Raw genomic sequence first — 26895 nt, 5'->3', positions numbered from 1 at the left:
CTGCTGGCGAAAGCTTCGGCCCAAGTAGCGCGCAGTTGCTCCCGCACCATTCTGAAGTGAACGCTGACTCTGCATTCGCAGCAAATCCCTGTGGGAGCTGCGGTGCGACGATTCGACTTGCCAGCGATGGCGTCAGCCCAGGCACCGCAGGGCATGATCAACACAACGGCTCCCACACCCTGAGGATCTTTCCGTGACCCACCCGCAACTTTTCCTCGGCATCGACTGCGGCACCCAGGGCACCAAGGCCCTCATCCTCGACGCCGCCAGCGGCGCCGTGCTGGGCCAGGGCGCCACCGGACACACAATGATCAGCGGCGCCAACGGCCGCCGCGAGCAAGACACCGGCCAATGGCTGGACGCCTTCGCCCAAGCCACCCGCCAGGCGTTGCGGGCGGCCGGCGTGGACGGCCAGGCGATCCTCGGCATCGGCGTCTCCGGCCAACAGCACGGCCTGGTGTTGCTGGACGACACCGGCCAGCCGCTGCGCCCGGCCAAGCTGTGGTGCGACACCGAAACCACGGCGGAAAACGACCGCCTGCTCGCCCACCTGGGCGGCGAACAGGGTTCGCTGGAACGCCTGGGCCTCGTCATCGCGCCGGGCTACACCGTGTCGAAACTGTTGTGGACCTGCGAGCAGCACCCGGCCGTGTTCTCACGCATCGCCCGGATCCTGCTGCCCCACGACTACCTCAACTTCTGGCTCACCGGCCGCGCCTGCAGCGAGTACGGCGACGCGTCCGGCACCGGTTACTTCAACGTGCGCACCCGGCAATGGGATCTGCAACTGCTGCGCGACATCGACCCCAGCGGTCGCCTGCAAGCGGCGCTGCCGGAACTGATCGACGCCCATCAACCGGTCGGCACGATCCTGCCGGCAATCGCCGAGCATCTGGGCATCAACCCCAACGCCCTCGTGTCCAGCGGCGGCGGCGACAACATGATGGGCGCCATCGGCACCGGCAACATCCGGCCAGGGACGATCACCATGAGCCTCGGCTCCTCCGGCACGGTCTGCGCCTACGCCGACCAGCCGCAGGTCAGCCCGGACGCTTCGGTCGCCACGTTCTGCTCCTCCAGCGGCGGTTGGCTGCCGCTGATCTGCACCATGAACCTGACCAACGCCACCGGCGCCATCCGTGAACTGCTCGGCCTCGACCTCGAACGGTTCAACGCCCTCGTGGCCCAGGCCCCCATCGGCGCGGACGGCGTGAGCCTGCTGCCGTTCTTCAACGGCGAACGCGTGCCTCCCCTGCCCCACGCCACCGGCAGCCTGCACGGCCTGACCCTGGACAACCTGACGCCGGCCAACCTGTGCCGGGCCGTCGTCGAAGGCACCACCTTCGGTTTGCGCTACGGACTGGATCTGCTGCGCCGCAATGGTTTACAAAGCCGCAGCATTTGCCTGATCGGCGGCGGATCGAACAGCGCCGTGTGGCGGCAGGTCGTCGCCGACATCATGGACACCTCGGTGATCTGCCCCGAACACAGCGAAGCCGCCGCCCTGGGCGCAGCGATCCAGGCGGCGTGGTGCGCCTCGTGGAGCAACGGCCGCGAGCAGTCGCTGGCGGACTTGTGCGAGCGCTGCGTGACCTTCGACCCAAACAGTGAAACCCTACCGGTCGCCGCCAACGTCGCGGCGTTCCAACAGGCCTATGAACGCTATCGACAGCATGTCGCAACCTTATAGAGAGCAAACAACTATGTACCTGGTGTGTGGCGAAGCGCTGTTCGATTTCTTCAGCGAAGACGATGCCGGCGGGCAGGCATCGAAAGTCAATTTCAAGGCGATTGCCGGTGGCTCGCCGTTCAACGTGGCGGTGGGCTTGCGCCGCCTCGGCGTGGACTCGGCGCTGTTCGCCGGGCTGTCCACCGACTACCTCGGCAGGCGTCTGCGGCAGGTGCTGCAGGACGAAGGCGTACGCCCGGACTATCTGGTGGATTTCGCCGCGCCGACCACGCTGGCCATGGTCGCGGTGGGCGCCAATGGCTCGCCGCACTACAGCTTCCGTGGCGAAGGCTGCGCGGACCGGCAACTGAGCCTGGCCCACCTGCCGACGCTCGGCCCCGAAGTGCGCGGGCTGCACATCGGCTCGTTCTCGCTGGTGGTGCAGCCGGTGGCCGACACCCTGCTCGCCCTGGTGCAGCGCGAAAGCGGCCAACGCCTGATCACCCTCGACCCCAACGTGCGCCTCAATCCCGAGCCGAACATCGACCTGTGGCGCGAGCGGATCGCGACGCTGGTGCAGTACGCCGACCTGATCAAGGTCAGCGACGAGGATCTGCGCCTGCTCTATCCGGAGCAGGATCCGCAGCAGGTGATCGAAGGCTGGCTCACGCACCGTTGCCAGGGGGTGTTCCTCACCCGGGGCGGTGAAGGCGCGACGGTGTTCAGCCGTGCCCACGGTTCATGGTCGGTGCCGGCGAGTCCGGTGCAGATCGCCGATACCGTCGGCGCAGGCGATACCTTCCAGGCCGCGTTGATCACCTGGCTGACCGAACATGAATTGGATTCGGTGGACGGCGTACGGCATCTGCAACGCGACCAGATCGACGCCATGCTCAGGTTTGCCGTACAGGCGGCCGCCCTGACGTGCAGCAAGACCGGGCCAGATTTGCCTTATCGCCATCAGTTGACCTGACCGCGTAGACTGGCGCCCTTTTTTTCAAGACGGGATGACGGCTTTTGAATTCGGGGCGCACGGCTGGACTTTTGGTATTGGCGGCACTGCTGACCGGTTGCGGAACATCGCCGCCGCGTTCGCCGGACAACCTCTGCGAGATTTTCCGCGAGAAAAGCGATTGGTACGACGCCGCCCAAGTCACGCAGAAGCGTTGGGGCGTGCCGATCCAGGTGCCGTTCGCGATCATGTATCAGGAGTCCGGCTACCGCTACGACGCCAAGACCCCGCGCAAATACCTGTTGTGGGTGATCCCGTGGGGCCGCGTCACGACGGCATCGGGTTATGCGCAGGCCAAGGATGAAGTCTGGTCCGATTACCAGAAAAGCACCGGCCGCCATGGCGCCGACCGTGAAGACTTCGACGATGCCATCGACTTCGTCGGCTGGTACATGGACAAGACCACGTCGGTCAACGGCGTGTACAAGTACGACGCCTACAACCAGTACCTCAATTACCACGAAGGCTGGGGCGGTTTTCGCCAGAAGACTTATGCCGGCAAGGCGTGGCTGCCGCCGGTGGCGCGCAAGGTGCAGAACCGCTCGGACATGTACGGCCAGCAATACGCGGCGTGCAAGGACGATTTGAATCGCGGGTTCTGGAGCCGGTTCTGGCATTGGCTCTGATCGCAGGCAATAAAAAACCATCGCGAGCGAACTCGCGATGGTCATTGGCCTGAACGGTTTTACAACACCGAAAAGTTGTAGCTCACGATCAACCGGGTCTCGTCCACGTCCCGGGCGAACTTCTCGTAGTTGGTGCGGTACGTCGCGTTGCGCAGACGCAGGCTGACGTCCTTGAACATGCCGGTCTGGATCACGTACTTGAGCTCGCTGTCGCGTTCCCACTCTTTGCCTTCCTGATCGCTGCCCGGCACCTTGATGTGGTCGCCGTTGACGTAACGGGTCAGGAAGCTCAGGCCGTTGATGCCGATGGCCTTGAAGTCGTAGTCGTAGCGCAGCTGCCAGGAACGCTCCTGGGCGGCGGCGAAGTCGTTGACCTGCACGTAGTTGACCAGGTACGGGTTGCTGCCATCGAGGTACGGCATCGAATTGTCGCCGTTCATGCGCTGCCAGCCGGCGCTGAAGGTGTGGCCGCTGATGCCGTAGGACAGCATGCCGCTCAATGCGCGGTTGTCGATGGAACCGGCTTTCGCGTCACCGCTGTCAGCGCTCTTGAGCATGCGCAGATCGGCCTTCAGCACGCCGTCACCCAGCGGCTGGTTGGCCAACAGACCCACGAAATGCTGGCGGTAGATGTCTTCCAGCTCGGCGTAGTGGTACTGCGCGGTCAGGCGGTCGTTGATCTTGTAGTCCAGGCCGTACATGTCGAAATGATCGGCGGTGACGTTGCACGCATAGCGCTTGTTCTTGCAGTGCACGCGGATGTCCTGGGAATCGGTGGAGTCCCGGGCGGTGTACTTGTCCAGGCGTGCGGCCATGAACGTCAGATCCTTCACCTCTTTGGAGGTGAGCATGGCGCCGTTGAACATGGTCGGCAGCAGGCGGCCGTCGTTGTACTTGAGCAGCGGCAGATCCGGCAGCAATGCGCCGTATTTCAGCACCGTATCCGAGACCTTCACCTTGGCGGTCAGGCCCATTTTCGCGTACTGATCCTTCGAGCCCCGCGGGTTCTCGCCGCTGGACGGCAGCAAGCCGCTGTTGCTGCGGTCGGGGCTGGTGTCGAGCGCGAAGCCGACCATGCCCAACGCGTCGAGGCCGAAGCCGACGGTGCCTTCGGTGTAGCCCGATTGCAGGTTGAGGATGAAGCCCTGGGCCGACTCTTCGCGCTTGGATGCGCCCTGATCGTTGGCGGTGTGCCCATCACGGAAATCGCGGTTGAAGTACACCGTGCGCGATTCGATCTTCGCCGTGGTGTCTTCGAAGAACCCGGCGGCCTGGGTCTGTGCGGAAAAACCTGCGCACAGCGCCAGGGCGCCGAAGCCGAAGGACTGGCGGGCAGTGATGAGGGGAAATGGGGGACGCATGAAAAAGCTCCAACAGTACAGCGTTTGCGCGACGGCGCAATTTGCCAGAAAAATAGCTCCCGTCCCGAGGCAACGAAGCGCCGGGAGGCAGAGGACACGCAGGGGTGTGCGGCAATGATGGCAGATGGCTTTGACGTGCCACAGGCGACTTTAGTCTGAAACCGACTGGCCACCCACAAACGGCCGCAGTGGTCCGGTTCGGCGTGGCCCCTTCAGCAAATCCCCGGATCCATTGGGCGAAACAGCCTCTCTCAGGGTTTTCCCTAGACCGTGCACAGGGATTGCCTGCAGCACTTTCGGGTTGTACGAGGTCAGCGAATCCTGCACCATCCGTACCCTGCTTATCCAAAGGACGGAATTGAAGGCATGCTGGACGCCAACGCTACGCACATCACCCTCACCCTCGAAGGCGCCAACACGGACTTCCAGGTGCTCAGCTTCACCGGCCGCGAAGCCCTCAACCAACCGTTCCGCTTCGATCTCGAACTGGTCAGCGCCCGTCCCGACCTCGCCCTCGAAGAGCTGCTGCACAAGCCCGGCGTCCTCACCTTCGGCGCCACCGGCGAGGGCAAGATCCACGGCCTGGTGTACCGCATCGAGCAGGGCGACTCCGGCCGCACCCTCACCCGCTACAGCCTGAGCCTGGTGCCGCAGCTGGCCTACCTGCGCCACAACCACGACCAGCAGATCTTCCAGCAGCTCACCGTGCCCAAGATCATCGCCCGGGTGCTGGAGGACCGCGGCATCCTCGCCGACGCCTACAGCTTCCAGCTCGGCGCCGAGTACCCCGAGCGCGACTACTGCGTGCAGTACGACGAGTCGGACCTGCACTTCATCCAGCGCCTGTGCGAGGAGGAAGGCATCCACTTCCATTTCCAGCACAGCGCCAGCGGCCACAAGCTGGTGTTCGGCGACGACCAGACCGTGTTCCGCAAGCTCAAGCCGGTCAGCTACCAGCAGGACTCCGGCATGGCCGCCGACAAGCCGGTCGTCAAGCGCTTCAACCTGCGCCTGGAGACCCGCACCAGCCGCGTCGCCCGCCGCGACTACGACTTCGAGAAGCCCAAGATCCTGCCCGAGGCCGCCGCCAAGTCGGCGTTCATGCCGGACCTTGAGGACTACGACTACCCCGGCCGCTTCACCGCCCGCGAGCGCGGCAAGCAGTTGGCCACCCGTGCCCTGGAACGCCACCGCAGCGACTACGCCCTGGCCGAGGGCAAGGGCGACGAGCCGACCCTGGCCTGCGGCCATTTCCTCACCCTGGCCGAGCACCCGCGCGCAGAGTGGAACGACCTCTGGCTGCTGCTGGAGGTCATCCACGAGGGCAAGCAGCCGCAGGTGCTGGGCGAGAACGTCACCAGCGACGTCACCGACGGCAAGGACGACTTCCACCAGGGCTACCGCAACACTTTCCTCGCCACCCCGTGGGACGCCCACTACCGCCCTGCCCTCGACCACCCCAAGCCTCGCGTGCTCGGCAGTCAGACCGCCGTCGTCACCGGTCCCGCCGGCGAGGAGATCCACTGCGACCCGTACGGGCGGATCAAGGTGCAGTTCCACTGGGACCGCGACGGCCAGGCCGACGACAAGACCACCTGCTGGCTGCGCGTGGCCAGCGGCTGGGCCGGCGCGGCCTACGGCGGCATCGCCATCCCGCGCGTGGGCATGGAGGTGCTGGTCACCTTCCTTGAGGGCGACCCCGACCAGCCGCTGGTCACCGGCTGCCTGTACCACAAGGAAAACGTCGTCCCCTACGACCTGCCCGCGAACAAGACCCGCAGCACCTTCAAGACCTTGAGCTCCCCCGGCGGCAAGGGCTACAACGAACTGCGCATCGAAGACCGCAAGGGCGCCGAGCAGATCTACCTGCACGCCCAGCGCGACTGGGACGAGAACATCGAGCACGACCAACGGATCCGCATCGGCAACGAACGGCATGACACCGTCGAGGCCAACGCCTACAGCGAGTTCAAGGTCGAGGAGCACCGCATCACTCATCTGAATCGCATCAGTGAAATGCGCGCCGACGACCACCTCACCGTGGGCGTGACCCGGCACGTCAAGGTCGGCACCGGGCAGTTCGTCGAGGCTGGAACCGAAATCCATTACTACGCCGGCCAGAAAGTCGTGGTCGAAGGCGCAATGGAGCTGACGGCCAAGGCCGGCGGCAGCTTCGTAAAAGCCGATGCCGGCGGCGTAACCATCAGCGGCGCCGAAGTGAAGATCAACACCGGCGGCGCGCCGGGCGTCGGTACACCGGCAGCGCCATTGTTGCCGGGACCGATGAAAGTGGTGGATGCGGACAAGGCTGGGAAAGCGCCGCTGCCCGCCCGCCTGAACGAGTCAGGCATCACACCGCTGTGCGGAAAACAGAGTAACGGCGCTTGCAGCCGTAAGGATTGCACATGCATGTAAAAGCGCTGAGTGCTTTGCTGGAAAAGCCTCGCTACCACTTCTCGGACCTGCCGGCCGCAAACCCATCGTTGTGTTTCATCATCGACCAGGGACTTCAGCCGCAAGCCTTCAGCCGGCTCTACCGGGTGGGTGAGCCCGTTGTCTCCCAAGGGCTGTTTTTCCGAACGGAATTCGCCGAGATACCCGACGGCCCCTTGTGGCTGGTTGCCCCCCGAGGCAGCAAACTGGCTGCGGAAGCTGCAAAACTGTGTGAGGAACACTTTTCGGGAATTGCGATCTCAACACCGGATCCGGAAAAAGCCCTCGCTCACGCACGCTGGTTGCTCAAAGCCAACGACGGTTCCGGAGGGCAAAGTTTGCTGAGTTACCACAAGCCGAGCCTGTGGGCTGCGCTGGCCTACACCGCCGAAAAGACCTTCGATCAGTTGTTGGGTTGCTGGAGCGCCGTTTACGTCCCCGCACCAGGAAACTTCGGCCAACACCGTGGTCCATGGTTAGCCTGGGTGTCCAACACGGAATCGACCTGGTTGATTGACCAGGCGGCATTCAACCTTCCGCAAGCGACCGCTCAGGTTCAGGCGCGCCTTGGATGGTTGTATTGGGTGGATGAAGAGTACGAGGCGTTTGGCGAGCCCGGCGATGATCGTATGAACGATATCGCTGACAATCTCGACCTGCTGCTCAACAGCAATATTTATGAAGGCGACCATTTGCTCAAGCTGGGTCATGCCGTAAACGGTCCACTGTTTGAAACGCAGCCTGAGATCATGACGATCCTGCAATCAACGGATGAGTCGTTTATCAAAGTAGATCGGCTCCTGGAATCAGCCGCCGTCGTCCAACGTTAACGGCGAAGCGGCAACAGAACGGAATCACCATGGAAATCACGAATCACGCCGTCATGCCCGGCGAAACCCTGGGCCAGATTGCCTCGCGCTACAACAGCACCGTGGCGCAACTTCGCCAGCTCAACCCCTTCATCACCAATCCGAACAACATCAAAGTCGGATGGAATTTGAGCGTACCGAAAAGCGCGCAAGCCGCGACCGCCAAACCGGTCGCTCAGGCTCCTGCTGCGTCTCAAGCGCCTGCCCAGGCATCCCCCGATGCGCCGGCTCAGTGTTCGGCCGAGGATCTGGTCGAACTGGATCCTCTCAAGGAAACGCCAGACAAAGCCTCGAAGACTTTCAAACCTCATGCCCCTCCCTGCAGCAAAACCTTTGCCAGCGCCATTTATGCAACAGAGGAGCAAGAGTTCTGGCTGCTCCCTGAACGTGCCTTGTCCGCCATCAAAGAGTCGATGTTCACACTCGAAAAAATGATTGCGCCGAACAAGACACGTGACGCGCGCCTCAACGGACTGCAAGAATCAGGTCTGCTTCAATATTTCCTCGAACCCAAGTTGAGCAACTTCCTCAAAGGCGCAAAACGTGCCCGCATGGAAGAGTTCGAAGCGATGGGCGATGAGATCGAAATCGATCCTGCCACCGCCAAAAAAAGACAGAACGAAGCCAATCGGAACAAGCCCGCGGCCGCGCCTGCGCCTGCGCAACCTCCTCAGGAGGACACTGCCCAATCCCGCATGGATCGTTTGAATGCGGATCTCGCTTCCGATCAAAGCATCCACAAAGAATTCGTCGACTTTCACAAGCGGCGGACTGAGTGGCTTGCGCTGAAAAAAGAAGCGGTTGCGGCTGCGAAAATTGACGGCTACACCTACGAAAGCGGGACGCTGTACTCCAAGGATGCAATTGAAGCCCGCTCCCGCGTGCAAGCGTATCTTGAGGCCCGAAAAAAGCTCTTCGCCAAGGGGGACTTCAAGCAAGTGCCAATGGACGACGTCGCCAAGGCCCTCGCTGAAAAGAAAAAAAGTTACGAGAACATCTGCGCCGGCATGACCGACTGCAGAGCCGACCTCGCTGCCTACGTGTACACGTTACACAAGAACGCCGAAGCGCTGGATTATCACGATTACACCGAATCCATTATCAAAGTTTCAGAGTTCGGTATTGCGCTTCCAGAGTTCGCACTGATCAGTGATGGTCTGCCGTCGGGCATTGCGCAATTCAAGTTGTACCTGGACACCGAGAAGAAACAGGCGGAAGTAACCGCACAGCTCCAGGAGAAGTACAAACGCTGGATCGAAGCCACCGGGCAAAATGCCCAGGCACCGGCGGGTCTGGTTGATGCCGAGCGAGCCGAGTGGGATCGCCTGCAGAAAATCAAGGACGACCTTCAGGCGACAGCCCAGCGGAACGCGGCTTCGAGCACACCGGGTCGCCATCTGGTCTGGGAACCGGAAGAGTTTCAGCCCAAACCCGTCGACCGCATGGTTAAACCCGGGTTTCCTTTGCGTGAAGTCAGTCTCTCGGATGCCAAGGGCACGCCCTTGGGATGGCTCAGCATGACGAACCTGAAAGACTTCAAAAAAATCATCAAGGAAGATGGAAAAAAGGCCCTTCTCGCCCCCAAGAAAATGGGCGAAAGCGCACCTACCGATGCCACAGAAGACTCGGATAAAAACAGTGAGAACAGTTCGTTCCGCCAATGGCTTCTTGCGCAGGGCGCGATCAAGTTCAGCGATCAGACAGGTAACTGTTTTGATGAAAGAGGCTGGTTCAAGGCCAACGACTTTTATGCCTATCTGAAAAAGCAGGGCTATACAGTCACCGAATTGGAGAACAGTGCAACATTAACCAGTTGGGGGAAGCATCTTCAGCAACTGGTCTTCCAGAAAAGTGTGCGCGGCAAAATCCGACTGTTCGACAACAGCCCTCAGGCTCAATTCGTCCGCTGCCTGACCCCTCCCCAGCCGAGCATTCACGGTGAAGTCAAGCTGGAAGGCCCGAAAATGACTGCCGCCGAAGGTTTTCAAATGTCGGCCAACATGGGCTTGAGCCTCGACCTGGCCCGCGGCGAAGTGCAGTTGATGAAAGTCGACATGCCCGCCAAGGAAAGTGCCAAAGACATCACCCTGGATTACCTCCTGGACGGCAAAGCCCAGAAGATGAATTTTGGCCGTTTCTCCTTTCACTTTGGTGTGAAGGCCTGGGGATACGCCGGCGCGTCGCTGTTGCTGGCCGGTAGCGTCGAGTTGAACCCTATCCTCGGCAACGTCAAATACGGGGCGACCCTCAGCCCCGTCAAACGCGCACAGCGCGAAGACGCCTCGGCCAAAGAAGAACGTGCAGATCACGATGCGGCCAAGAAGGCCAAGGCCGACAGCGGAGACAACAGCCCTACTCCGGAGCTTGAGCACAAATCAAAGTCCGGCACCTACGTCGATACCAAAAGCTCGGACCAGGTACTCACCGGCAAAAAGGCCAATGTGCAAATTGAAAACGGGGCAAAAGCCACCTTCAACGTATTCGGTGGTCTGCAAGCGGCCATCGAACTCACCGGCGCATTGAACTGGGCCCCACCCAAAGATCTCGTCGCACTGCGCACCGCACCCACCATGGGTATCGGCAGCGACAAAGACGCGAAAAAAACCAACCCATGGCTGACCCTCGCCAAGCTGAGTGGGTCTGTCGGGGTTGCGTTGGGTGTGGGATTCCAGGGAACCGCACAAATCTCCCTGGATAAAGGCCGCTTCATTCTCAACCTGAAAGCAGCTGTGGTACTGGGGCCAGGTGCCAACGGTAGCTTTAAGTTCGAGATTGGGTATGAGGCGGTGGTTGACATTCTGAACCTGTATCGTAAGGAGTTACACAAGGCTAAGGGTAGAAATGTAGAGTGGATGGATCCGGAAGCAAGTGAGTACGCTTCCGCACTCAATGCACTTGGTGCAACCGGCCTTAATGTCCCTATGGCCTATATGATGGGCTGGGACATTGTTATGAGTCTCTATGAAGCTATGACCCGTAGAGGGAAAGGTGGCCCAATTGCTGACGCCATTATCGAGTACGGCGATCAAAAAGAGCTTGAAGAGTGGATTGTGAACGCAATTCCGGCAGCTCTCGGCCCGCTGCTAATGACTCTAACAAGCTCACCAAAATCATTCACCGTATCAGTCAACTCAAATGAAACTTCAACAAACGGCAAACGAGAATACGACGAACCACAAGCATACCTTCTACAACAAAGAGCTATTGAACGTATTCTTGGCTGGATTATGAAAAACGCAGAAAAGAAAAACACCATTCCGCAAGCGCAGATGCAATTTGAACAAGCATGTATGAGCATGAACGGTTTCGGCGTGCAGGCCCCAAATGCAAACCAAGAATACTGCAGCAACCGTTTAGCTTTAGACACTTTCATGACTGAACCTGTTTTAAGCCTAGTCAGCCCCGCAAACGATAGAATGCGTGAACGGTATAAAAGCCACGCAAAAAAACTTGGCGCAAATTTAGACGGAACGTGCCGACGCAGTAATTTTTATGGAAAAACGTATACCCCTGCACCGAGATCAACTTATGTCGGTCAGCCTCACTAAATTGAGCCATCACTCATGAAAAAAACAATAACCCTTATCTTTATTGCTCTTTCCGCCCTTTCTTCAAATGCATTTGCAGCCCTTACTCAAGAGCAAGTTACTGCAAAAGAAAAAGGGTTAATCCTTTTTAACCAGTTCAAAATATCATCCGCCCTACCCTATTTAGAAATCGCCTCTAATGCTGGCGACCAAGATTCTCAATACTACCTTGGTGAGGCTCTCAGACAAAGAAATCGCTATATGACAGCGGACGCACGCAAGTGGTATGAAGCCGCAGCTTCCCAAGGAAACTTATATGCAATGATTCAACTTGGCCGAAGTAGTAATGACCTTTGTAAAATAATGAGCAATTGTCCAGAGTTCAGCAAATCTCCCGCCAAGTGGTTGCAAGATGCACGCCGGCTCGCGGAACCCAAAGCAGAACAAGGCGATGCAGAGGCCATGTACATTATGTATGAAATAACTCTGAATCGTGACTGGCTGGAAAGGTCCGCGAATGCTGGTCATTCAATCGCACAGTTCTGGATGGCCATTGGTGACAAGCAAGGTGAGGGTTTTTTACTTCCCTGGAAACGTAAAGAATCTGTAGGCAACTGGTTCAAAGCATCTGCCGAAGGTGGAAATCCTAGGGCCATGATGGAATATGCGGCTTTTTTATATGAGAACGGTGGCGATCTTGAAGTCGCACGTCACTGGATAAAAGCTGCCGCCGAATATGGTTATGAAGGAGGAGTTACTAGCTACGGAGCGTACTTAGCACATGCCCCAGAGCGTTTTGGGTTTGAGCTCGACTTAATAAAAGGATATGCAATCACCTCCCTTCTCAAAGAGCTTGACGAAGGTCGAAGCATGCAATCCTATGTGGAGGAAGTACTCCCAGAGATAGCAGAAAAAATGACTCCACAACAAATCAAAGAAGCGGAGGCTTTTTCAGCTCAGTGGAAAAAAACACATCCACCGCTTTCTTTTTTTCCAGACAAGCTAAGCCGTTAATTTCAATGAAAGCTTTGACATGCGTTTTAGTTGCATCATTTTTCATCCTCAATGAAAGCAGCTTGGCAAATCAGCAAGAACAGGCTCTTCCCTCAGGGCTTATTTTATACAACCAGTTCAATATAGACGCCGCCATCCCCCAGCTAAAACTCGAAGCTGAAAAAGGAAACACCGAATCACAGTATTACCTCGGAGAGGCGCTCAGAAAGAGAAACCGCTACATGACCTCCGAAGCACAACACTGGTACGAAGCGGCAGCATCGGCCGGAAACATATACGCAATGATTCAATTAGGTCGAAGTACCAACGACCTTTGCAAGAAAATGAACAACTGCCCTCCAAGTGAGAAAACGCAGGAACAGTGGTTGACGCACGCTAAAAACTTAACGCTCCCGCAAGCAACTAATGGCGACCCTGAATCATTATTTTTGATGTATGAAATAACACTGGATCACGAATGGCTGGAGAAATCCGCGAATGCAGGCTATCCGCTCGCACAATACTGGATGGCTGTAAGCGAACGACAGGGCGAAGGGTTCTTTTTCATTCCAGGCAAGCGTGACGCGTCTGTCAAAAAGTGGCTATTGCTTTCATCTGAGGGAGGTAATCCTAAAGCCATGATGGACTACCTGCAAATACTGTACGAAGAGGGAGACATGAACAGCGTTCGCCATTGGCTTGAAGTGGCAGCCGAAACCGGAGATCAAACAGCTACGAGTAACTATGGTGCTTATATTTCACACACTCCAGATAGTGTCGGTTACCCGTTAGACCTCGTTAAAGGCTACGCTCTTTTTTCCTTACTGAAAGAACTTGACGATGCGGGTGGAATAAAAGACTACGTTGATAGAAAAATAGAAAAAATATCTGAAAAAATGACACCTGAACAAATTGAGCAGGCTGAAGGTGTGGCAAAAGAATGGAAGAAGAGTCATCCACCTCTTTCTTTCTTCCCAGACAAGCTGGGTCGCTAATTTCAATGAGATTGTTAACATATTTTTTTGCCACATCACTTTTAATTTTCAGCGAGGCCAGTCTAGGTCAACAGCAAAAGCAAGCACCTTCTGCCGGGGTGATTCTATACAACCAGTTAAAATTTGACGCTGCATTTCCCGCATTGAAAAAGGAGGCTTTGTCTGAAAATGTCGATTCTCAGTACTACTTGGCAGAGGCTCTGCGAAAACGCAATCGCTATATGACGCCAGAAGCACAGCACTGGTATGAAACAGCTGCGGCGAATGGTTCCATATACGCAATGATCCAGTTAGGTCGAAAAAATGAAGATTTATGCAAAAGCATGGATAACTGTCCTGCCAGCGCCAAATCTCCTGTTGAATGGTTAACACATGCCAAGGAGTTACTACTGGCAAAGGCCAACAATGGTGACCCTGAATCATTGTACCTAATGTATGAAATAACGTTTGATCGCACTTGGCTCGAAAAGTCAGCAAATGCAGGATATGCCCTCGCCCAATACTGGATGGCTGTAAGCGAGCGGCAAGGTGAGGGTTTCTTTTTTATCCCAGGAAAACGTGACGCATCTGTTAGAAAATGGCTTTTGCTTTCTTCTGAAGGCGGTTATCCCAAAGCAATGATGGATTATCTGGAAACACTGCATACAGAAGGTGATACAGAGAGCATACGCCATTGGCTTAAGTTAGCAGCGGAGACCGGTTACCAAGCAGCTGTAAGTAGTTATGGAGCTTATATTTCGCATACGCCAGACAAGGTGGGCTTTCCACTGGATATTGTAAAAGGCTATGCACTCTACTCTTTACTAAAAGAACTTGATGAAGGTGGAGGAATAAAAAGGTTCGTCGAGAAAAAACTAGACAGTATTGCTGAAAAGATGACACCAGAGCAAATTGAACAGTCAAAAATTGTGGCAGAACAGTGGAAAGCCACTCATCCGCCGCTCTCTTTCTTTCCTGACAAGCTAGGTAACTAACACCGATGCTGCGGATACGTCGCTTTGTTTTTGCATTAATCATCTCCATCCATACTGTAACTGTCTTAGCAACACCGCAAGGAAGCGTGCCGACTTTAGGCGTGACTTTGTACAATCAGCTCAAAATTGACTCAGCCATCTCAGAGCTGGAAAAGGAAGCACAATCCGGAAATGTAGAATCACAGTACTACTTAGGAGAAGCACTTCGGAATCGCAATCGCTTCATGACTTCAGAAGCTCAAAAGTGGTATGAGCTCGCTGCTTCTCAAGGCAATTTGTATGCAATGATTCAGCTAGGCCGCAGTGGTAATGATCTTTGTAAAATAATGAGCAATTGTCCAGAGTCCGGCAAATCCCCTGCCAACTGGTTGCAAGACGCACGCCGGCTTGCGGAACCCAAAGCAGAACAAGGCGATGCAGAGGCCATGTACATTATGTATGAAATAACTCTGAATCGTGACTGGCTGGAAAGGTCCGCAAATGCTGGACATTCAATTGCACAGTTCTGGATGGCCATTGGTGACAAGCAAGGTGAAGGCTTTTTACTTCCTTGGAAACGTAAGGAGGCGGTAGGGAATTGGTTTAAAGCATCCGCAGAAGGAGGGAACCCGCGAGCCATGATGGAATATGCGGCGTACCTTTATGAGAACGAAGGTGACCTTAAAGTTGCTCGACGCTGGATACAGCTAGCGGCAGAAAAAGGATACAAAAGCGGCGTGAGCAGTTATGGTGCATATTTGGCACATGCTCCCGATCGATTTGGCTTCGAACTTGACTTAGTTAAAGGATACGCCATCACGTCACTATTAAGAGAACTTGACGGCGGGGGCAATGTGCAAGTCTATGTCGAAGAAGTACTTCCAGAAATCGCAGAAAAAATGACACCACAACAAATCAAAGAAGCGGAGGCTTTTTCAGCTCAGTGGAAAAAAACTCATCCACCGCTTTCTTTTTTTCCTGATAAGTTAAGTCGTTGATTTCTATGAAACCGTTGACATACCTTTTGTTCGTTTCACTTTTCACTCTCTATGAAACCAGCTTCGCAATAGAGCGCGAACAAGCTCCTTCCTCAGGGGTAGTTCTATACAACCAGCTAAAACTGGACGCTGCCTTTCCCGCTTTGAAAAAAGAGGCATTATCCGGAGATATCGAATCACAGTATTACTTGGGAGAGGTTCTGCGAAAACGCAATCGCTATATGACGCCGGATGCCCAAAAAGCTTACGAGGAGTCTGCAAAAAAAGGCAACATCTATTCAATGATTCGGCTTGGCGAAGCGGATCAAGACTTGTGCACAATTATGAAAAATTGTTCTTTTACGGAGCATTCTCCCGAAGAGTGGACAAACAAAGCTAAAATATTTGCAACTGAACAGGCTTCAAAAGGAAGCGCTGAGTCAATGTATCTGTTATGGGGAATAACAGGAAACGATGACTGGTTAGAAAAATCTGCTGAAGGTGGGTTCGCGTTGGCGCAGTTCCGTTTGGCCACTAAGTACCAAGAAGGAGGAGGTACATTCCTATTGCCATCAAGAAGATCTGATGCGATTGAAAAATGGATGAAGGCATCTGCAGAGAATGGCTATCCGCCGGGCATGATGGGCTACGCAGCATCCAGATTTGAAAAAAATGATTTATCGTCTTTCAGGTTCTGGAATGAAAAAGCTGCGGCATCGGGCTATGTATCAGGCGTCTTTGGCTATGTGTTATATATTGGGGGTATAGAGCCAACCTACGGCTTCACATTTGACCCAGTAACGCCATATGCTTTACTAACAAACCTGCTAGAACTTAATGGCGGCGGAAATATGATAAACAATGTTACCGACACACTGCCTGAGGTTGAGAAAAGCATGTCCAAAGAGCAGATTGCAGAAGCAAAAAAACTCGCAAAAACGTGGAAATCTACCCATCCACCTCTCTCGTTTTATCCGGAAAAGCTAGGATATTAAAACCAGTGAGGTTATTCATACGCCTCTTGATATCGGCAGTTTTTATATGCTTCACACCTGCTTCTTTCTCGAAGCCGGTGCACTTAGCCTCTTCAGACATTGCCTTATTCAATCATTTAAGGTTCAGCGCAGCCCTTTCCCAGTTAGAAAAAGGCACAATCTGGAAACGTGGAGTTCTATCACTTCCGAGGGGCGACTCTAAGGAAGCGTTATCGTTATATGAATTCAGAAGTGCAGCACTGGTATGAAACGCTTCTAGGACAACCGCGTGATTGCCCGCTGCCTGGACAACATGAAATACATCAAATAGCCACTGCTGTTCGGCCCGGTCAGCAGCGTTCGGTACTGGGATAACGACCAATGAAAAAGCGCGGAAAACGGCCGGTCGGGTCAGTACCCAGTGCCGCGACTGCACCCCGAGCGAACCCGAAAGATCTTGCGCAACAATCCTAATCGCTGGCTATTGGTTGACCATGCGAACGACACTTCGCCGCGCGGGCCGATGACAGCCCGCCGACTTGAAATAAAAACAGCTTGAGCCCCTTTCGCTCAAAGCAACCGCCCCGAGACATAGGATCATCGAATGCGCCATCGCAATGTTTTCAATGGGCTTGTTCGCAACCTGATGATCGGGTTCGGCGCGTTTGCCGCAACGGCCTGCTCCGTTGCGCAGCAGGACAGCCTCACTCTCGTCACGGAACTTCCTCCGGGGTTCAAGATTAGGGGCGAAGCCCAATACGTGCCCCGTCCGGGCGAAACCTGCACTGTTCCAGTGAAGAAAGGGCGAGAGCATCCGGGGTTCAAGTTCTTTAAGCAGGAATTCAGTGAGAAGGCGCAGACGGCACAGTTTGAAGTGCCTTTGACCGGTGTCGAGGGTGGGTGCCCGTTGGTTTTGGATAATTTTGATTATGAAGTCGATGCCAAGTTTGCAGCCGGGTTCGACGATGTAGGAAGGGATTACACGGGGATTGCGTTCCAGGAAAACACAACAGACGACACCGGCCTTCCTGCACCTCTATTTTTGCAGCGACAGTGCGAGTGGTCGTTTCGAACAGTTGGACCTCATCGATATATTGTAAAAATCCTGAAATGCAATCCAACTGCTACGTGGGAACAGGCAAATGGCGCTGTCGCCAAAGGGCCTCTGCAACGCGCACAGTTGGCAGGAAAGACCTTGAAAGTTTCCTTCACTCTGTCCAAGGAAGAAAAACCAGCCCTGGGTGACACCTGGGTGAAGTTCCCCAATGGATGGAAACGATGCATGGGCAAAAGTCTGGAGGATCCCTACGCATTTTGCCGCGGCAACACCTCTGACTTCAAACCCTTCAAAATGCCGGACGGACGCGACTGTACCCTCTATCCGGGTTGTACCGAATAAAGACATTCACCCATGACAAACGAGCAATGCAGAGTAGCCGTTGCTCAATGACTCCAGTCTCTGACTTTGCTGGCGAGGTCATAACGAGAGAAAAACGAGGGAAAACCTCATCCGTTTTCCCTCTTCACGTATTGGGCGTCAGACGGGCGCCTGCCAGTTCAGCATCCGCTGCTGCGCAACCTGCAGCAAATCATTGCCGTCCTGCACCAACAGGTACAGCGCGTGGGTGATGTGGGGAATGTCCTGGACGTCGGCGTGCTTGAAGCAGAGGCAATGCAGGGTTTCGAGCAGGTCGCTGCAGGCGCGGACGCGCTGGACGCCGGCTTCGAAAATGTCTTTGGGGTTGGCCTCGGTGTCGATGACCATCGGGGCGCTTTCGGTGACGCAGCTGTTGAGGCGGTGATAACGATGGGGAAGCGGATTAAGTGTCGGCATGGTGATTACTCAAACGAATTGAAAGTAACCGCCAGCACCGTGACCAAACGGTGGGGAGGCGGACTGTGTACAGGTTTGGTCACCGGAGAACCACCAATCCGGTTCGCCCGAAGGCGACCCTGCACACAGCCACCACAGCAATGCACTCCGAGGACACGGATGTCCGCGGCGCGGATGATGGCACAAATGCGCAGGTGATTTCTCCAGGTGACCAAACCCAGGTCGCTGATTTTGCAGCGACGCCCAACGATATCCGCCCCGCTCCACCCCCCGAAAGCAGACAAGGCATCCGCCCTTGTAGGAACGCTCCGCACTTGCCTCAGAAATCGCCCCGCCCCTGACAGCCTCCATTCAGCCCGCTTAACCGTCGCTTAACGCCACGGTCCAAGACTCTACCCAACCGCACGCCCTCAGCCGTCCGCTGACGCCCAGTGCGGCAGGTTCGGCCTGCCATTGGCCGAATGCCCCTTGCGTCGCACCGGAGTCCTGCCATGAACATGCGTCCCCTTCTGCTCGCCGCCACCCTCGCCTGCACCGCCTTCGCCGGGCTCGCCCAGGCCAACGACACCGCCGCGCCGTCCAAGGCCGTGCCCTACCAGTACGGCATGCCGCTGCATGTGGCCAAAGTGGTGTCGCTCACCGAGCCGCCGACCCAGGACTGCAAGGTGATCACCGCCGACATGAAGTACATCGACAACAACGGCAAGCCCGAGGAAATCAGCTACCGGAAATTGTCTGACGCGTGCAGTTTCCAGAACTGACAGACCGTTCTGATTTGCGGCCTGGCGGTAGGCGAGCGAGGGCCCCGGCGGTTATGCTCGAGGCCCTCCCTACTGCCGCAAGGATCCGCCATGCAGTTGTCGTTCCGCACGTTGTCGACCTTCACCGCCCTGTTGTGCTTTCTCCTGGCCATCGTCTGGGGCTTTGTGCCTGACGGGCTGCTGGCGATCTGGAGCATCGACTACTCGCCGGCGGCGGGGTTCGTCGCCCGGCGCAGCGCGGTGCTGTTCGCGGCGTTGGGGGTGATGTTCTGGCTGGTGCGCAATGCGCCGCCGTCGGCCACGCGCCATGCGCTGGGCAACGGTTTCACGGTCGGGTGCTTCGGGCTGGCGGTGCTGGGGTTCGGTGAGTGGCTCAATGGCCACGCGGGCCCCGCGATCCTGTTGGCGGTGCTGGTCGAGTTCGCGCTGGGCCTTGGTTTCATGCAGGCCCGGCGCGTGACGGTCGAACTGAGTGAAACGGTAGGTTAGTCAACCCGCCTTCGAGCGTGGCGCGTAGTGATGCGCTGAAGTCTGCTGCGCCAGGTCCGAACGCAGGCCAGCGATCAGGTCGTTGATCTCACGGCAGCCGTTGAGGTGGCTGGCGTCGATGCCGCTGACCAGCAGATCCACCTGGTCGGTCTGGTGGTCGCCGAACACCTTCACCGTCATCGACAGTTCCGGGGTCAGCGTGCATTGGCAGCGTTTCGGCAGAAAGCTGCTTTCAATGATGTTGCGAAGTTCCAAGGCAGACAGAAACATGGCGAACCCTCTCCTTACTGTGAGACTGCCAATCAAGTATTCACGTCGACCGCTGAGGCTTACCCGTGCGGATGTGTCTCCGCTGGTTCCTTGGTGGCTTCAGGCGGCGGTACTGCGAAATGCCCATTGGAGTGTAGGCGCACAAACTCGGTGCGCCGCACCGGAACGACGCATAAAACGTGCCTTTCATCGGTTAGTGCCGTGCCTTTGGGAAATCAGGCACTTGGCGGCACGGGCCAGCATTGTGCCTGTTGCAGATTGCAGGATGGCCCGCTTTGCGCACCGCATTTTGCAACACTTCAAGGGTTTGCATTCATCGCCTACGCTGGTAGAACTGCCCGCCAATTTATCCGACGCCCGCCAGGAGGCTTACATGGGATCCTTTACCGCTTACGCGGCCACCGGCCTGATGGTCGCCAGCCTGTCCACCTTCGCCCAGGCCGCCAAACTCGAAGACGTGGCGCCCTACCCCAAGGCTGAAGCGGGTTTCACCCGCCAGGTCATTCACCTGCCGCAACAGGCCGACGAAGACAACTTCAAGGTCGAGATCATGGCCGGCAAGACCCAGGAGGTGGACTGCAACCGCCAGCACCTGGGCGGCAGCCTGCAGGAAAAGAACCTCGAAGGCTGGGGCTATCCGTTCTACCGCCTGGAGAAGGTCTCCGGCCCGGTGAGCACCCTGATGGCCTGCCCCCCGGAGTCCAAGAAGAAACGCGCGTTCGTGCCGGTGGTCGGCGACGGCTTCCTGCTGCGCTACAACAGCAAGCTGCCGATCGTGGTGTACGCGCCGAGCGACGTCGAAGTGCGCTTTCGCGTCTGGTCGGCCGCCGACAAGGTCGGCGTTGCCCTCCCGGAATGACCTCACACCGCTGAACCGCACGCCGCCACACGTTCCGCCACATGGCGCAGGCTGTCGAAGTTGATGTTGGCGCCGGAATCGATGGCGATGAACGTCCGGTTCCGGTCGCCGGTCTGCGCCACATACCGCTTGATCCCCGCCACCGCCAGCGCGCCGGAAGGTTCGGTGATCGAGCGGGTATCGTCGTAGATGTTCTTGATCGCCGCACAGAGTTCGTCGTTGCTGACGGTGACCACCTCATCCACGCAGAACCGGCAGACCTCGAAACCGTAGGCGCCGATCTGCGCCACGGCCACGCCGTCGGCGAAGGTGCCGACGCTGGGCAGCACCACCCGTTCCCCCGCCGCCATCGCAGCTTTCAGGCAGGCCGAGTGTTCCGACTCGACGCCGATGATCCGCACCTCGGGCCGCAGGTATTTGACGTAAGCGGCGATGCCCGCGATCAATCCGCCGCCGCCCACCGGGACGAAGATCGCATCCAGTTCGCCCTGGTGCTGCCGCAGGATCTCCATGGCCACGGTGCCCTGCCCGGCGATCACGTCCGGGTCGTCGAACGGCGGGACGAAGGTGCGCCCGGTCTGCTCCGCCAGTTGCAGCGCATGGGCCAGGGCGAACGGAAAACTCTCGCCGTGCTGGAGCGCCTCGGCGCCGCGACTGCGCACTCCCAGCACTTTCAGTTCGGGTGTGGTGGTCGGCATGACGATGGTGGCGGCGATCCCCAGTTCGCGGGCGGCCAACGCCACGCCTTGGGCATGGTTGCCCGCCGACGCGGTGATCACGCCGCAGGCCTTTTGCTCGTCGGTCAATTGCACCAGTCGGTTGTAGGCGCCGCGGATCTTGAACGAGAACGTCGGCTGCAGGTCCTCGCGCTTGAGCAGGATGCGGTTGCCGAGCATGGCGGACAAGGCCGGCGCCGCCTGCAACGGCGTGCGCACCGCCAGTTCGTAGACCGGCGCGGCGAGGATCCTTTTCACATACTGTTCAAGCAGGGCTTGCTGGGCGGGGCTGTGGCGCATGGTCGTCTCCTGACGTTGGTTGGAGCCCCGGAGACAGAAAGAAAAAACCCGCCTCAAGGGCGGGTTCGGTGCTGCAGCCGTGCGCTAGCCCGCCAGATGAGGAATGGCGGTAATAATAATGCTCGGCTGAAGAAGCAGTACGGTGCAGGTCATGGGCTGGAAAGTAGCCTGAGGCCGGCTGGCAAGTCAATGGCGGATGCCGTCACCTGGCCAGCCGCCTGAGCCCCAGCAGCATCCCGCCCGCCGCCAGCACCATCGCCCCGAGAAACAGCGGGTACGACACCCACCACGGCGTGCCGGCGGTCATCATGCTGAATTCGGACATCCCACCGATGCTCGCGATCAGGTTGAGCGGCAGAAACACCACGTTGATCAGCGTGAGCTTGCGCAGCAGGCTGTTGGTGCTGTTGTTCATCAGGTTGCCCCGCGCATCGATCAGCCCGGAGAACACCGTCGAATAGATTTCCGCCTGCTTGTAGCACTGGTTGTTTTCGATGATCAGGTCGTCGATCAGGCCGAGGGCTTCGCTGCCGAAGTGCTGCTTTTCCGCGTGGTTGCGCAGCCGGGTGAGCACCGCGCCGTTGCTGTGCAGGGCGTTGATGTAATAGATCAGGCTTTCGCTGAGGTTGAACATCTGCATCAGGTGCTGGTTCTGCATCGAGGCGTTGAACTTCTGTTGCAGCTCCCGGGCGACCAGTTTGATCACCTTCAGATGCCCGAGGTAGTGATGGATGTTGTTGAACAGCAGGTCCAGCAGCACGTCCAGCGGCGTGTTCAGCGGCCGCCCCGTGCCCAGGCCGTGCAGCGGCGTGTCGTCGGTGGCGATCACCAGCAATTGCCCCGGTGAGAACAGCAGGCCGCAGGACGACACCTCGAACGCCAGGCTGCCGCCGCCGGCGTACTTCTCGGGGCGTTTCCAGATCAGGAACAGATGGTCCGGGTGGAACTCGATCCGCGAGACCTCGTCCGGGTCCAGCGCCGAGGCCAACGCATGTGCGTCGAGCTTGAAGTGACTGTGCAGCAGATCCCGTTCGGCGGCGTCGGGGTCGCTGAACAGCATGACGTCGGCGTCGAGCCGTTCGACCCGGTGCAACGATCCATGGCTGAGCGCAAAACCGCTGATCATCGGCGCGTCACCAGGCCTGACCGCGGCGCTTGAGTTCCAGGCGCCGCACGAACTCCTCCAGCACCAGCGAATACAGATCGTCCTGCAGATAGGCGTCTTCGATGCCGGCGTCCAGGTTCGGGTTGTCGTTGACTTCGATGACCACCACCTTGTCGCCGGCCTGCTTGAGGTCGACGCCGTAGAGCCCGTCGCCGATCAGGTTGGCCGTCTTCACCGCCAGCTCCACCACTGCCCTCGGCGCTTCGTGGATCGGCAGCGTGCGGCATTCGCCATTGACGTCCTGGCCCTTGGCCTTGTGGTTGTAGATCTGCCAATGGCCCTTGGACATGAAGTACTGGCAGGCAAAGATCGGCTTGCGGTTGAGCACGCCGATGCGCCAGTCGTATTCGGTGTAGAAGAACTCCTGGGCGAGCAACAGCACCGAATGCTCGAACAGTTCGGCGGTGGCCTCCAGCAGCGCCTGCTGGCTTTCGACCTTGATCACGCCACGGGAGAAGCAGCCGTCGGGGATCTTCAGCACCAGCGGAAAGCCGAGGCGCTCGCCGACCCGTTCGAAGTCTTCCGGTCGCTCCTTGTAGAGGATTTCCGTGGCGGGCATGCCCAGCTGATGGCTGCCGAGCAGGTCGGTCAGGTACACCTTGTTGGTGCAGCGCAGGATCGACGCCGGGTCGTCCATCACCACCAGCCCTTCGCTCTCGGCCTTCTTGGCGAAGCGGTAGGTGTGGTTGTCGACGCTGGTGGTCTCGCGGATCAACAGGCCGTCGTACTCGGCCAATCGCGCGTAGTCCTTGCGCTCGATCAGTTCCACGTCGATGCCCATGCCTTTGCCGACCCGCACGAAGTTGGCCAGCGCACGGGCGTTGGACGGCGGCAGCGCCTCTTGGGGATCGTGCAGGATCGCCAGGTCGTAACGGGCCACCTGACGGGAGCGCGGGAGACGCCAGACTTTACGGCTGAAACCGTCCAGGGCATTGGCGAACTGGTCTTCCTGGTCGTCACGCAACTTGTGCAGCGACCCCGACTTGATGCCCTCGATGTGCCAACCGTTAGTTCGCTTGAATTCAACTAACAGGATCGGACACGGAAACACTTCAAACAACTGACGGGCCAGATCCTGTAAGGGTTCAATATGTGTCCGACCAAAGTACAGCGTCAGCGTAAACCCTTCCGTATCGCTGTAGAGATGATGGCTGAGGGCTCTTTCCAGGGTTTTGTCCAGATCCTCCAGCGCCAACCCGTAGAGCGACTTGCGCGTCAGCTCGCTGATGGTCTTCACCGAAGGAATGACCCTGTGCCCACGGGCCTCGGCCAGCAGCGAGCAGTAATAACCGTGCCCCAGGTACTTGTAGCTGCGGCACAGGTTGATCACCTGCACCCGCTTGCCCGGCTCGCTGCCGGGGGTTTGCTCCAGGTATTCCTGGGCGGTGACGATGTCTTCGCTGGGGAAGTAAGAGGCCCAATCTTCCTTGCGCTCGACAATGATCAGCACCCGGCTGGAAGTTGCAACGACCGGATTTAAATAAGTTGCCGCCGGCAAACTTTGCCCGGATACTTCGCGCCAATGACCCTGTACCGCTGACATAGAAATCGATCCGTTGGAGAACAAGACCATTTCTATTAAGCACGAAGTTTTTCGAAAGTCCCGTTTCGTTACGCAACTTTTACGGTGGTCATATGAACCCTGTCTTTCGTCTGGCGACAACCGAAGACCTGCCGGCGCTGATGGCGCTGGAGACGCAATGCTTCACCACGGACCGGCTCACCGCCCGCAGTTTCCAGTGGATGATCACCCGTGCCCACGGGCAACTGTTGGTGGCCACTCACGCTGGGCAATTGGCGGGGTATGCGCTGGTGCTGTTTCATCGCGGCACGTCGCTGGCCCGGCTGTATTCCATCGCCATCGCGGCCTCGGCACGGGGCGCCGGGTTGGGCAAGCAATTGCTGAACCGCATCGAGGCCTGCGCGCTGGAGCATGATTGCGCCTACCTGCGGCTGGAAGTGCGCACCGACAACCCCGCAGCCATCGCGCTGTACGAGCGCAACGGCTATCGGCGCTTTGCGCTGATCCACGATTACTACGAGGACCATGCCGACGCGTTGCGCCTGGAGAAGCGCATCCTTCAGCACCGCGATTCCCGCAGCGTCAACGTCCCCTATTACCGGCAAACCACCGATTTCACCTGCGGCCCGGCCTGCTTGCTGATGGCCATGGGAGCGTTGCAGCCCGGGCGGACGCTGGAGCGCCAGGAAGAAGTGCAGCTCTGGCGCGAGGCGACCACGGTGTTCATGACGTCCGGCCATGGCGGCTGCAGCCCGCAGGGGCTGGCGCTGGCGGCGTGGCGTCGGGGCTTTCGGGTGCGCCTGCAATTGAGCATGGCCGGGCCGCTGTTCCTCGACGGCGTGCGTGGCGAGCATAAAAAGGACGTCATGCGCCTGGTGCACGAGGCGTTCATCGCGCAATTGCGTGAGACCGATGTCGAACAGACCGTCGGTTCGGCACTGGACCTGCCCCGTTTGCTGGAGGTTGGCGGGCAACCCCTTGTGCTGATCAGCAGCTACCGCCTGACCCGCTCCAAATCACCGCACTGGGTGATCGTCACCGACTGCGACGAGGAGTTCGTCTACCTGCACGACCCGGATGTCGACCACAGCCTGCATCGCCAGCCCATGGACTGCCAGCATGTGCCGGTCAGCCATGGCGAGTTCGAGAAGATGAGCCGCTTCGGCCGGGGGAAGCTCCGGGCGGCAGTGGTGGTGTTTGCCCGTCAGGAGTAATGCCGGATGGCATGTGCCGTACTCAAAATCTGTGGGAGCCAGCCTGCTGGCGATAGCGGTCGCTCTGACACACTGATGCCAGATGCGCCGCCGTCATCGCGAGCAGGCTCGCTCCCACAGGGGATCTGTGCCGTGCGCAAATCCTGTGGGAGCCAGCCTGCTGGCGATGGCCGGCACCGCCGCTCCCACAGGATGCGGGGCTATTTCAGGCCGACCTTGTACAGCGAGCCGTCCGTCTCGTCCGTCAGCACGTAGAGGTAGCCATCCGGCCCTTGGCGCACATCGCGGATCCGCTGTTTCAACTCACCCAGCAAACGCTCTTCGTGCACCACCCTGTCGCCGTCGAACTGCAGGCGGATCAGTTCCTGGCCCACCAGCGCGCCGATGAACGCGTTGTGCTGCCAGGCCTTGAAACGATCGCCATCGTAGAACGCCAGGCCGGTCACGCCCGGTGATTTCTCCCAGACATGATGCGGCCCGACCGTGCCCTCGGCGGTTTTGCCTTTGGCTTCCGGGATGGGCTGCATCGAATAGTTGATGCCGTGGGTCGCCAGCGGCCAGCCATAGTTCTTGCCGCGCTCGATGATGTTCACCTCATCGCCCCCGCGCGGGCCGTGCTCGTTTTCCCACAGCGTGCCGCTCCACGGGTTGAGCGCCGCCCCCTGCGGGTTTCGGTGGCCGTAGGACCAGATTTCCGGCCGCACGCCGGACTGACCGACGAAGGGGTTGTCGTCCGGCACCTTGCCGTCCGGGTACAGCCGCACGATCTTGCCTTGCAGCTTGTCCAGGTCCTGGGCGGTCGGCCGGTCGTTGTTTTCGCCCAGGGTGATGAATAGGAAGCCGTCGCGGTCGAACACCAGCCGCGAGCCGAAATGGTTGCCGACCGACAGCTTGGGCTCCTGGCGGAAGATCACCTGGAAGTCCTTCAGCGTCTTCATGTCGTCCGAGAGGCGCCCGCGACCGACCGCCGTTCCCGCCTTGTCGCCGGCGCCGCCACCCTCGGCGTAGGACAGGTACACAAGCCGGTCCTCCTTGAACGACGGCGACAGCGCCACATCCAACAGGCCGCCCTGCCCCTTGGCCCACACGCTGGGCACGCCGCCGATCGGCGCAGACGTCTTGCCGTCCGCGCTCACCCGCCGCAGATGGCCGGGGCGCTCGGTCACCAGCATGCCTTGGCCGTCCGGCAGGAACGCCAGCGCCCAGGGGTGTTCGAGGCCTTGGGCGATGGTGGTGACTTGCAGGGTGCCCTGCTCGCTCTGCAGTTCCTTCACGGGCGCAGCGGTCGCCGACAGGGTGAAACTCGCCAATGCTCCGGCACACAGGCCGGCTAACAGGGTTTTACGCAACATGCACGATTCCTTTTGTTCGCTTGA

22 protein-coding genes and 1 pseudogene are annotated in these 26895 nt (G+C 58.3%); 16 read left to right on the top strand and 7 right to left on the bottom strand.

The window, feature by feature from the left end:
* Positions 1–193 precede the first annotated feature (193 nt).
* Genes xylB through CAG29_RS15215 form a run of 3 tightly spaced genes read left to right on the top strand, consistent with a single transcriptional unit; the run spans position 194 to position 3307 of the window.
* Positions 194–1690, top strand: coding sequence for a xylulokinase (gene xylB / locus CAG29_RS15225; RefSeq protein WP_085694713.1), 1497 nt, complete (start codon positions 194–196; stop codon positions 1688–1690).
* A gap of 13 nt (positions 1691–1703) precedes the next feature.
* Complete coding sequence (locus CAG29_RS15220) at positions 1704–2642, top strand: carbohydrate kinase (RefSeq protein WP_085694712.1); 939 nt, start codon at positions 1704–1706, stop codon at positions 2640–2642.
* 44 nt (positions 2643–2686) lie between these two features.
* Positions 2687–3307 carry a hypothetical protein gene (locus tag CAG29_RS15215; RefSeq protein WP_085639762.1) on the top strand — a complete coding sequence of 207 codons (621 nt, stop codon included), beginning with the start codon at positions 2687–2689 and terminating at the stop codon, positions 3305–3307.
* Positions 3308–3366: 59 nt separating this feature from the next.
* On the opposite strand, the gene CAG29_RS15210 is transcribed toward CAG29_RS15215, so the two are convergent.
* Positions 3367–4668, bottom strand: a complete 1302-nt coding sequence (locus CAG29_RS15210) for an OprD family porin (protein ID WP_085694711.1) — start codon at positions 4666–4668, stop codon at positions 3367–3369.
* Between the two features lie 366 nt (positions 4669–5034).
* Here CAG29_RS15210 and CAG29_RS15205 point away from each other — a divergent pair, with 366 nt between their 5' ends.
* The 9 genes from CAG29_RS15205 (at position 5035) to CAG29_RS15165 (ending at position 17788) form a co-directional block, all read left to right on the top strand.
* Entirely contained in the window at positions 5035–7083 is a 2049-nt protein-coding gene (locus CAG29_RS15205) for a type VI secretion system tip protein VgrG (RefSeq protein ID WP_085694710.1), read from the top strand.
* The gene (locus CAG29_RS15200; RefSeq protein WP_085694709.1) at positions 7074–7931 is read left to right on the top strand and encodes a DUF4123 domain-containing protein; all 858 of its coding nucleotides are present in this window, start codon (positions 7074–7076) and stop codon (positions 7929–7931) included. The genes CAG29_RS15205 and CAG29_RS15200 overlap by 10 nt, the downstream gene beginning before the upstream one ends.
* A 29-nt stretch (positions 7932–7960) precedes the next feature.
* Positions 7961–11518, top strand: coding sequence for a LysM domain-containing protein (locus CAG29_RS15195; protein WP_085694708.1), 3558 nt, complete (start codon positions 7961–7963; stop codon positions 11516–11518).
* A 15-nt stretch (positions 11519–11533) separates the two neighbouring features.
* Complete coding sequence (locus CAG29_RS15190; protein ID WP_085694707.1) at positions 11534–12511, top strand: tetratricopeptide repeat protein; 978 nt, start codon at positions 11534–11536, stop codon at positions 12509–12511.
* Positions 12512–12516: 5 nt separating this feature from the next.
* Complete coding sequence (locus CAG29_RS15185) at positions 12517–13485, top strand: tetratricopeptide repeat protein (RefSeq protein ID WP_085694706.1); 969 nt, start codon at positions 12517–12519, stop codon at positions 13483–13485.
* On the top strand, positions 13431–14459 hold the full coding sequence (locus CAG29_RS15180) for a tetratricopeptide repeat protein (protein ID WP_256576818.1): 1029 nt from the start codon (positions 13431–13433) through the stop codon (positions 14457–14459). The genes CAG29_RS15185 and CAG29_RS15180 overlap by 55 nt, the downstream gene beginning before the upstream one ends.
* Before the next feature lie 5 nt (positions 14460–14464).
* Positions 14465–15436 (top strand): tetratricopeptide repeat protein, encoded by a 972-nt coding sequence (locus CAG29_RS15175; protein ID WP_085694704.1) that lies wholly within the window; start codon positions 14465–14467, stop codon positions 15434–15436.
* Between the two features lie 5 nt (positions 15437–15441).
* Positions 15442–16410: a tetratricopeptide repeat protein gene (locus CAG29_RS15170; protein ID WP_256576819.1), complete on the top strand. Its 969-nt coding sequence runs from the start codon at positions 15442–15444 to the stop codon at positions 16408–16410.
* A gap of 583 nt (positions 16411–16993) precedes the next feature.
* Complete coding sequence (locus tag CAG29_RS15165; RefSeq protein WP_085694702.1) at positions 16994–17788, top strand: hypothetical protein; 795 nt, start codon at positions 16994–16996, stop codon at positions 17786–17788.
* Between the two features lie 138 nt (positions 17789–17926).
* Here CAG29_RS15165 and CAG29_RS15160 read toward each other — a convergent pair whose 3' ends face one another.
* The gene (locus CAG29_RS15160; RefSeq protein ID WP_085694701.1) at positions 17927–18223 is read right to left on the bottom strand and encodes a hypothetical protein; all 297 of its coding nucleotides are present in this window, start codon (positions 18221–18223) and stop codon (positions 17927–17929) included.
* Positions 18224–18714: 491 nt separating this feature from the next.
* Here CAG29_RS15160 and CAG29_RS15150 point away from each other — a divergent pair, with 491 nt between their 5' ends.
* Entirely contained in the window at positions 18715–18984 is a 270-nt protein-coding gene (locus CAG29_RS15150) for a DUF2790 domain-containing protein (RefSeq protein WP_085633828.1), read from the top strand.
* A gap of 90 nt (positions 18985–19074) precedes the next feature.
* Complete coding sequence (locus CAG29_RS15145; RefSeq protein WP_085586939.1) at positions 19075–19473, top strand: hypothetical protein; 399 nt, start codon at positions 19075–19077, stop codon at positions 19471–19473.
* Here the strand turns inward: CAG29_RS15145 and CAG29_RS15140 are convergent, their stop codons facing one another.
* Positions 19474–19743, bottom strand: a complete 270-nt coding sequence (locus CAG29_RS15140) for a DUF1652 domain-containing protein (RefSeq protein WP_085656977.1) — start codon at positions 19741–19743, stop codon at positions 19474–19476.
* Between the two features lie 373 nt (positions 19744–20116).
* On the opposite strand from CAG29_RS15140, the gene eco reads away from it, so the two are divergent.
* Positions 20117–20602 (top strand): serine protease inhibitor ecotin, encoded by a 486-nt coding sequence (gene eco, locus CAG29_RS15135; RefSeq protein ID WP_085694700.1) that lies wholly within the window; start codon positions 20117–20119, stop codon positions 20600–20602.
* Between the two features lie 29 nt (positions 20603–20631).
* On the opposite strand, the pseudogene ilvA reads toward eco, so the two are convergent.
* The 3 genes and pseudogenes from ilvA to CAG29_RS15120 form a co-directional block, all read right to left on the bottom strand.
* Positions 20632–21618, bottom strand: a pseudogene (gene ilvA / locus CAG29_RS15130) (threonine ammonia-lyase, biosynthetic); the annotation flags it as partial.
* A 202-nt stretch (positions 21619–21820) separates the two neighbouring features.
* Positions 21821–22744, bottom strand: coding sequence for a magnesium transporter CorA family protein (locus CAG29_RS15125; RefSeq protein ID WP_085586935.1), 924 nt, complete (start codon positions 22742–22744; stop codon positions 21821–21823).
* Positions 22745–22751: 7 nt separating this feature from the next.
* Complete coding sequence (locus tag CAG29_RS15120; protein WP_085633820.1) at positions 22752–24326, bottom strand: RimK family protein; 1575 nt, start codon at positions 24324–24326, stop codon at positions 22752–22754.
* Positions 24327–24418: 92 nt separating this feature from the next.
* Between CAG29_RS15120 and CAG29_RS15115 the strand changes: the two genes are divergently transcribed.
* A complete protein-coding gene (locus tag CAG29_RS15115) occupies positions 24419–25519 on the top strand; it encodes a peptidase C39 family protein (RefSeq protein WP_085694699.1) in 1101 nt (366 codons plus the stop codon).
* A 200-nt stretch (positions 25520–25719) separates the two neighbouring features.
* Here the strand turns inward: CAG29_RS15115 and CAG29_RS15110 are convergent, their stop codons facing one another.
* A complete protein-coding gene (locus tag CAG29_RS15110; protein ID WP_085694698.1) occupies positions 25720–26871 on the bottom strand; it encodes a PQQ-dependent sugar dehydrogenase in 1152 nt (383 codons plus the stop codon).
* Between the last annotated feature and the right edge of the window lie 24 nt (positions 26872–26895).

Source organism: Pseudomonas sp. B7(2017) (assembly GCF_002112745.1).
In the GTDB taxonomy this organism is placed as follows: Bacteria; Pseudomonadota; Gammaproteobacteria; order Pseudomonadales; family Pseudomonadaceae; genus Aquipseudomonas; species Aquipseudomonas ekonensis.
This window is presented reverse-complemented; position numbering and strand designations above follow the sequence as displayed.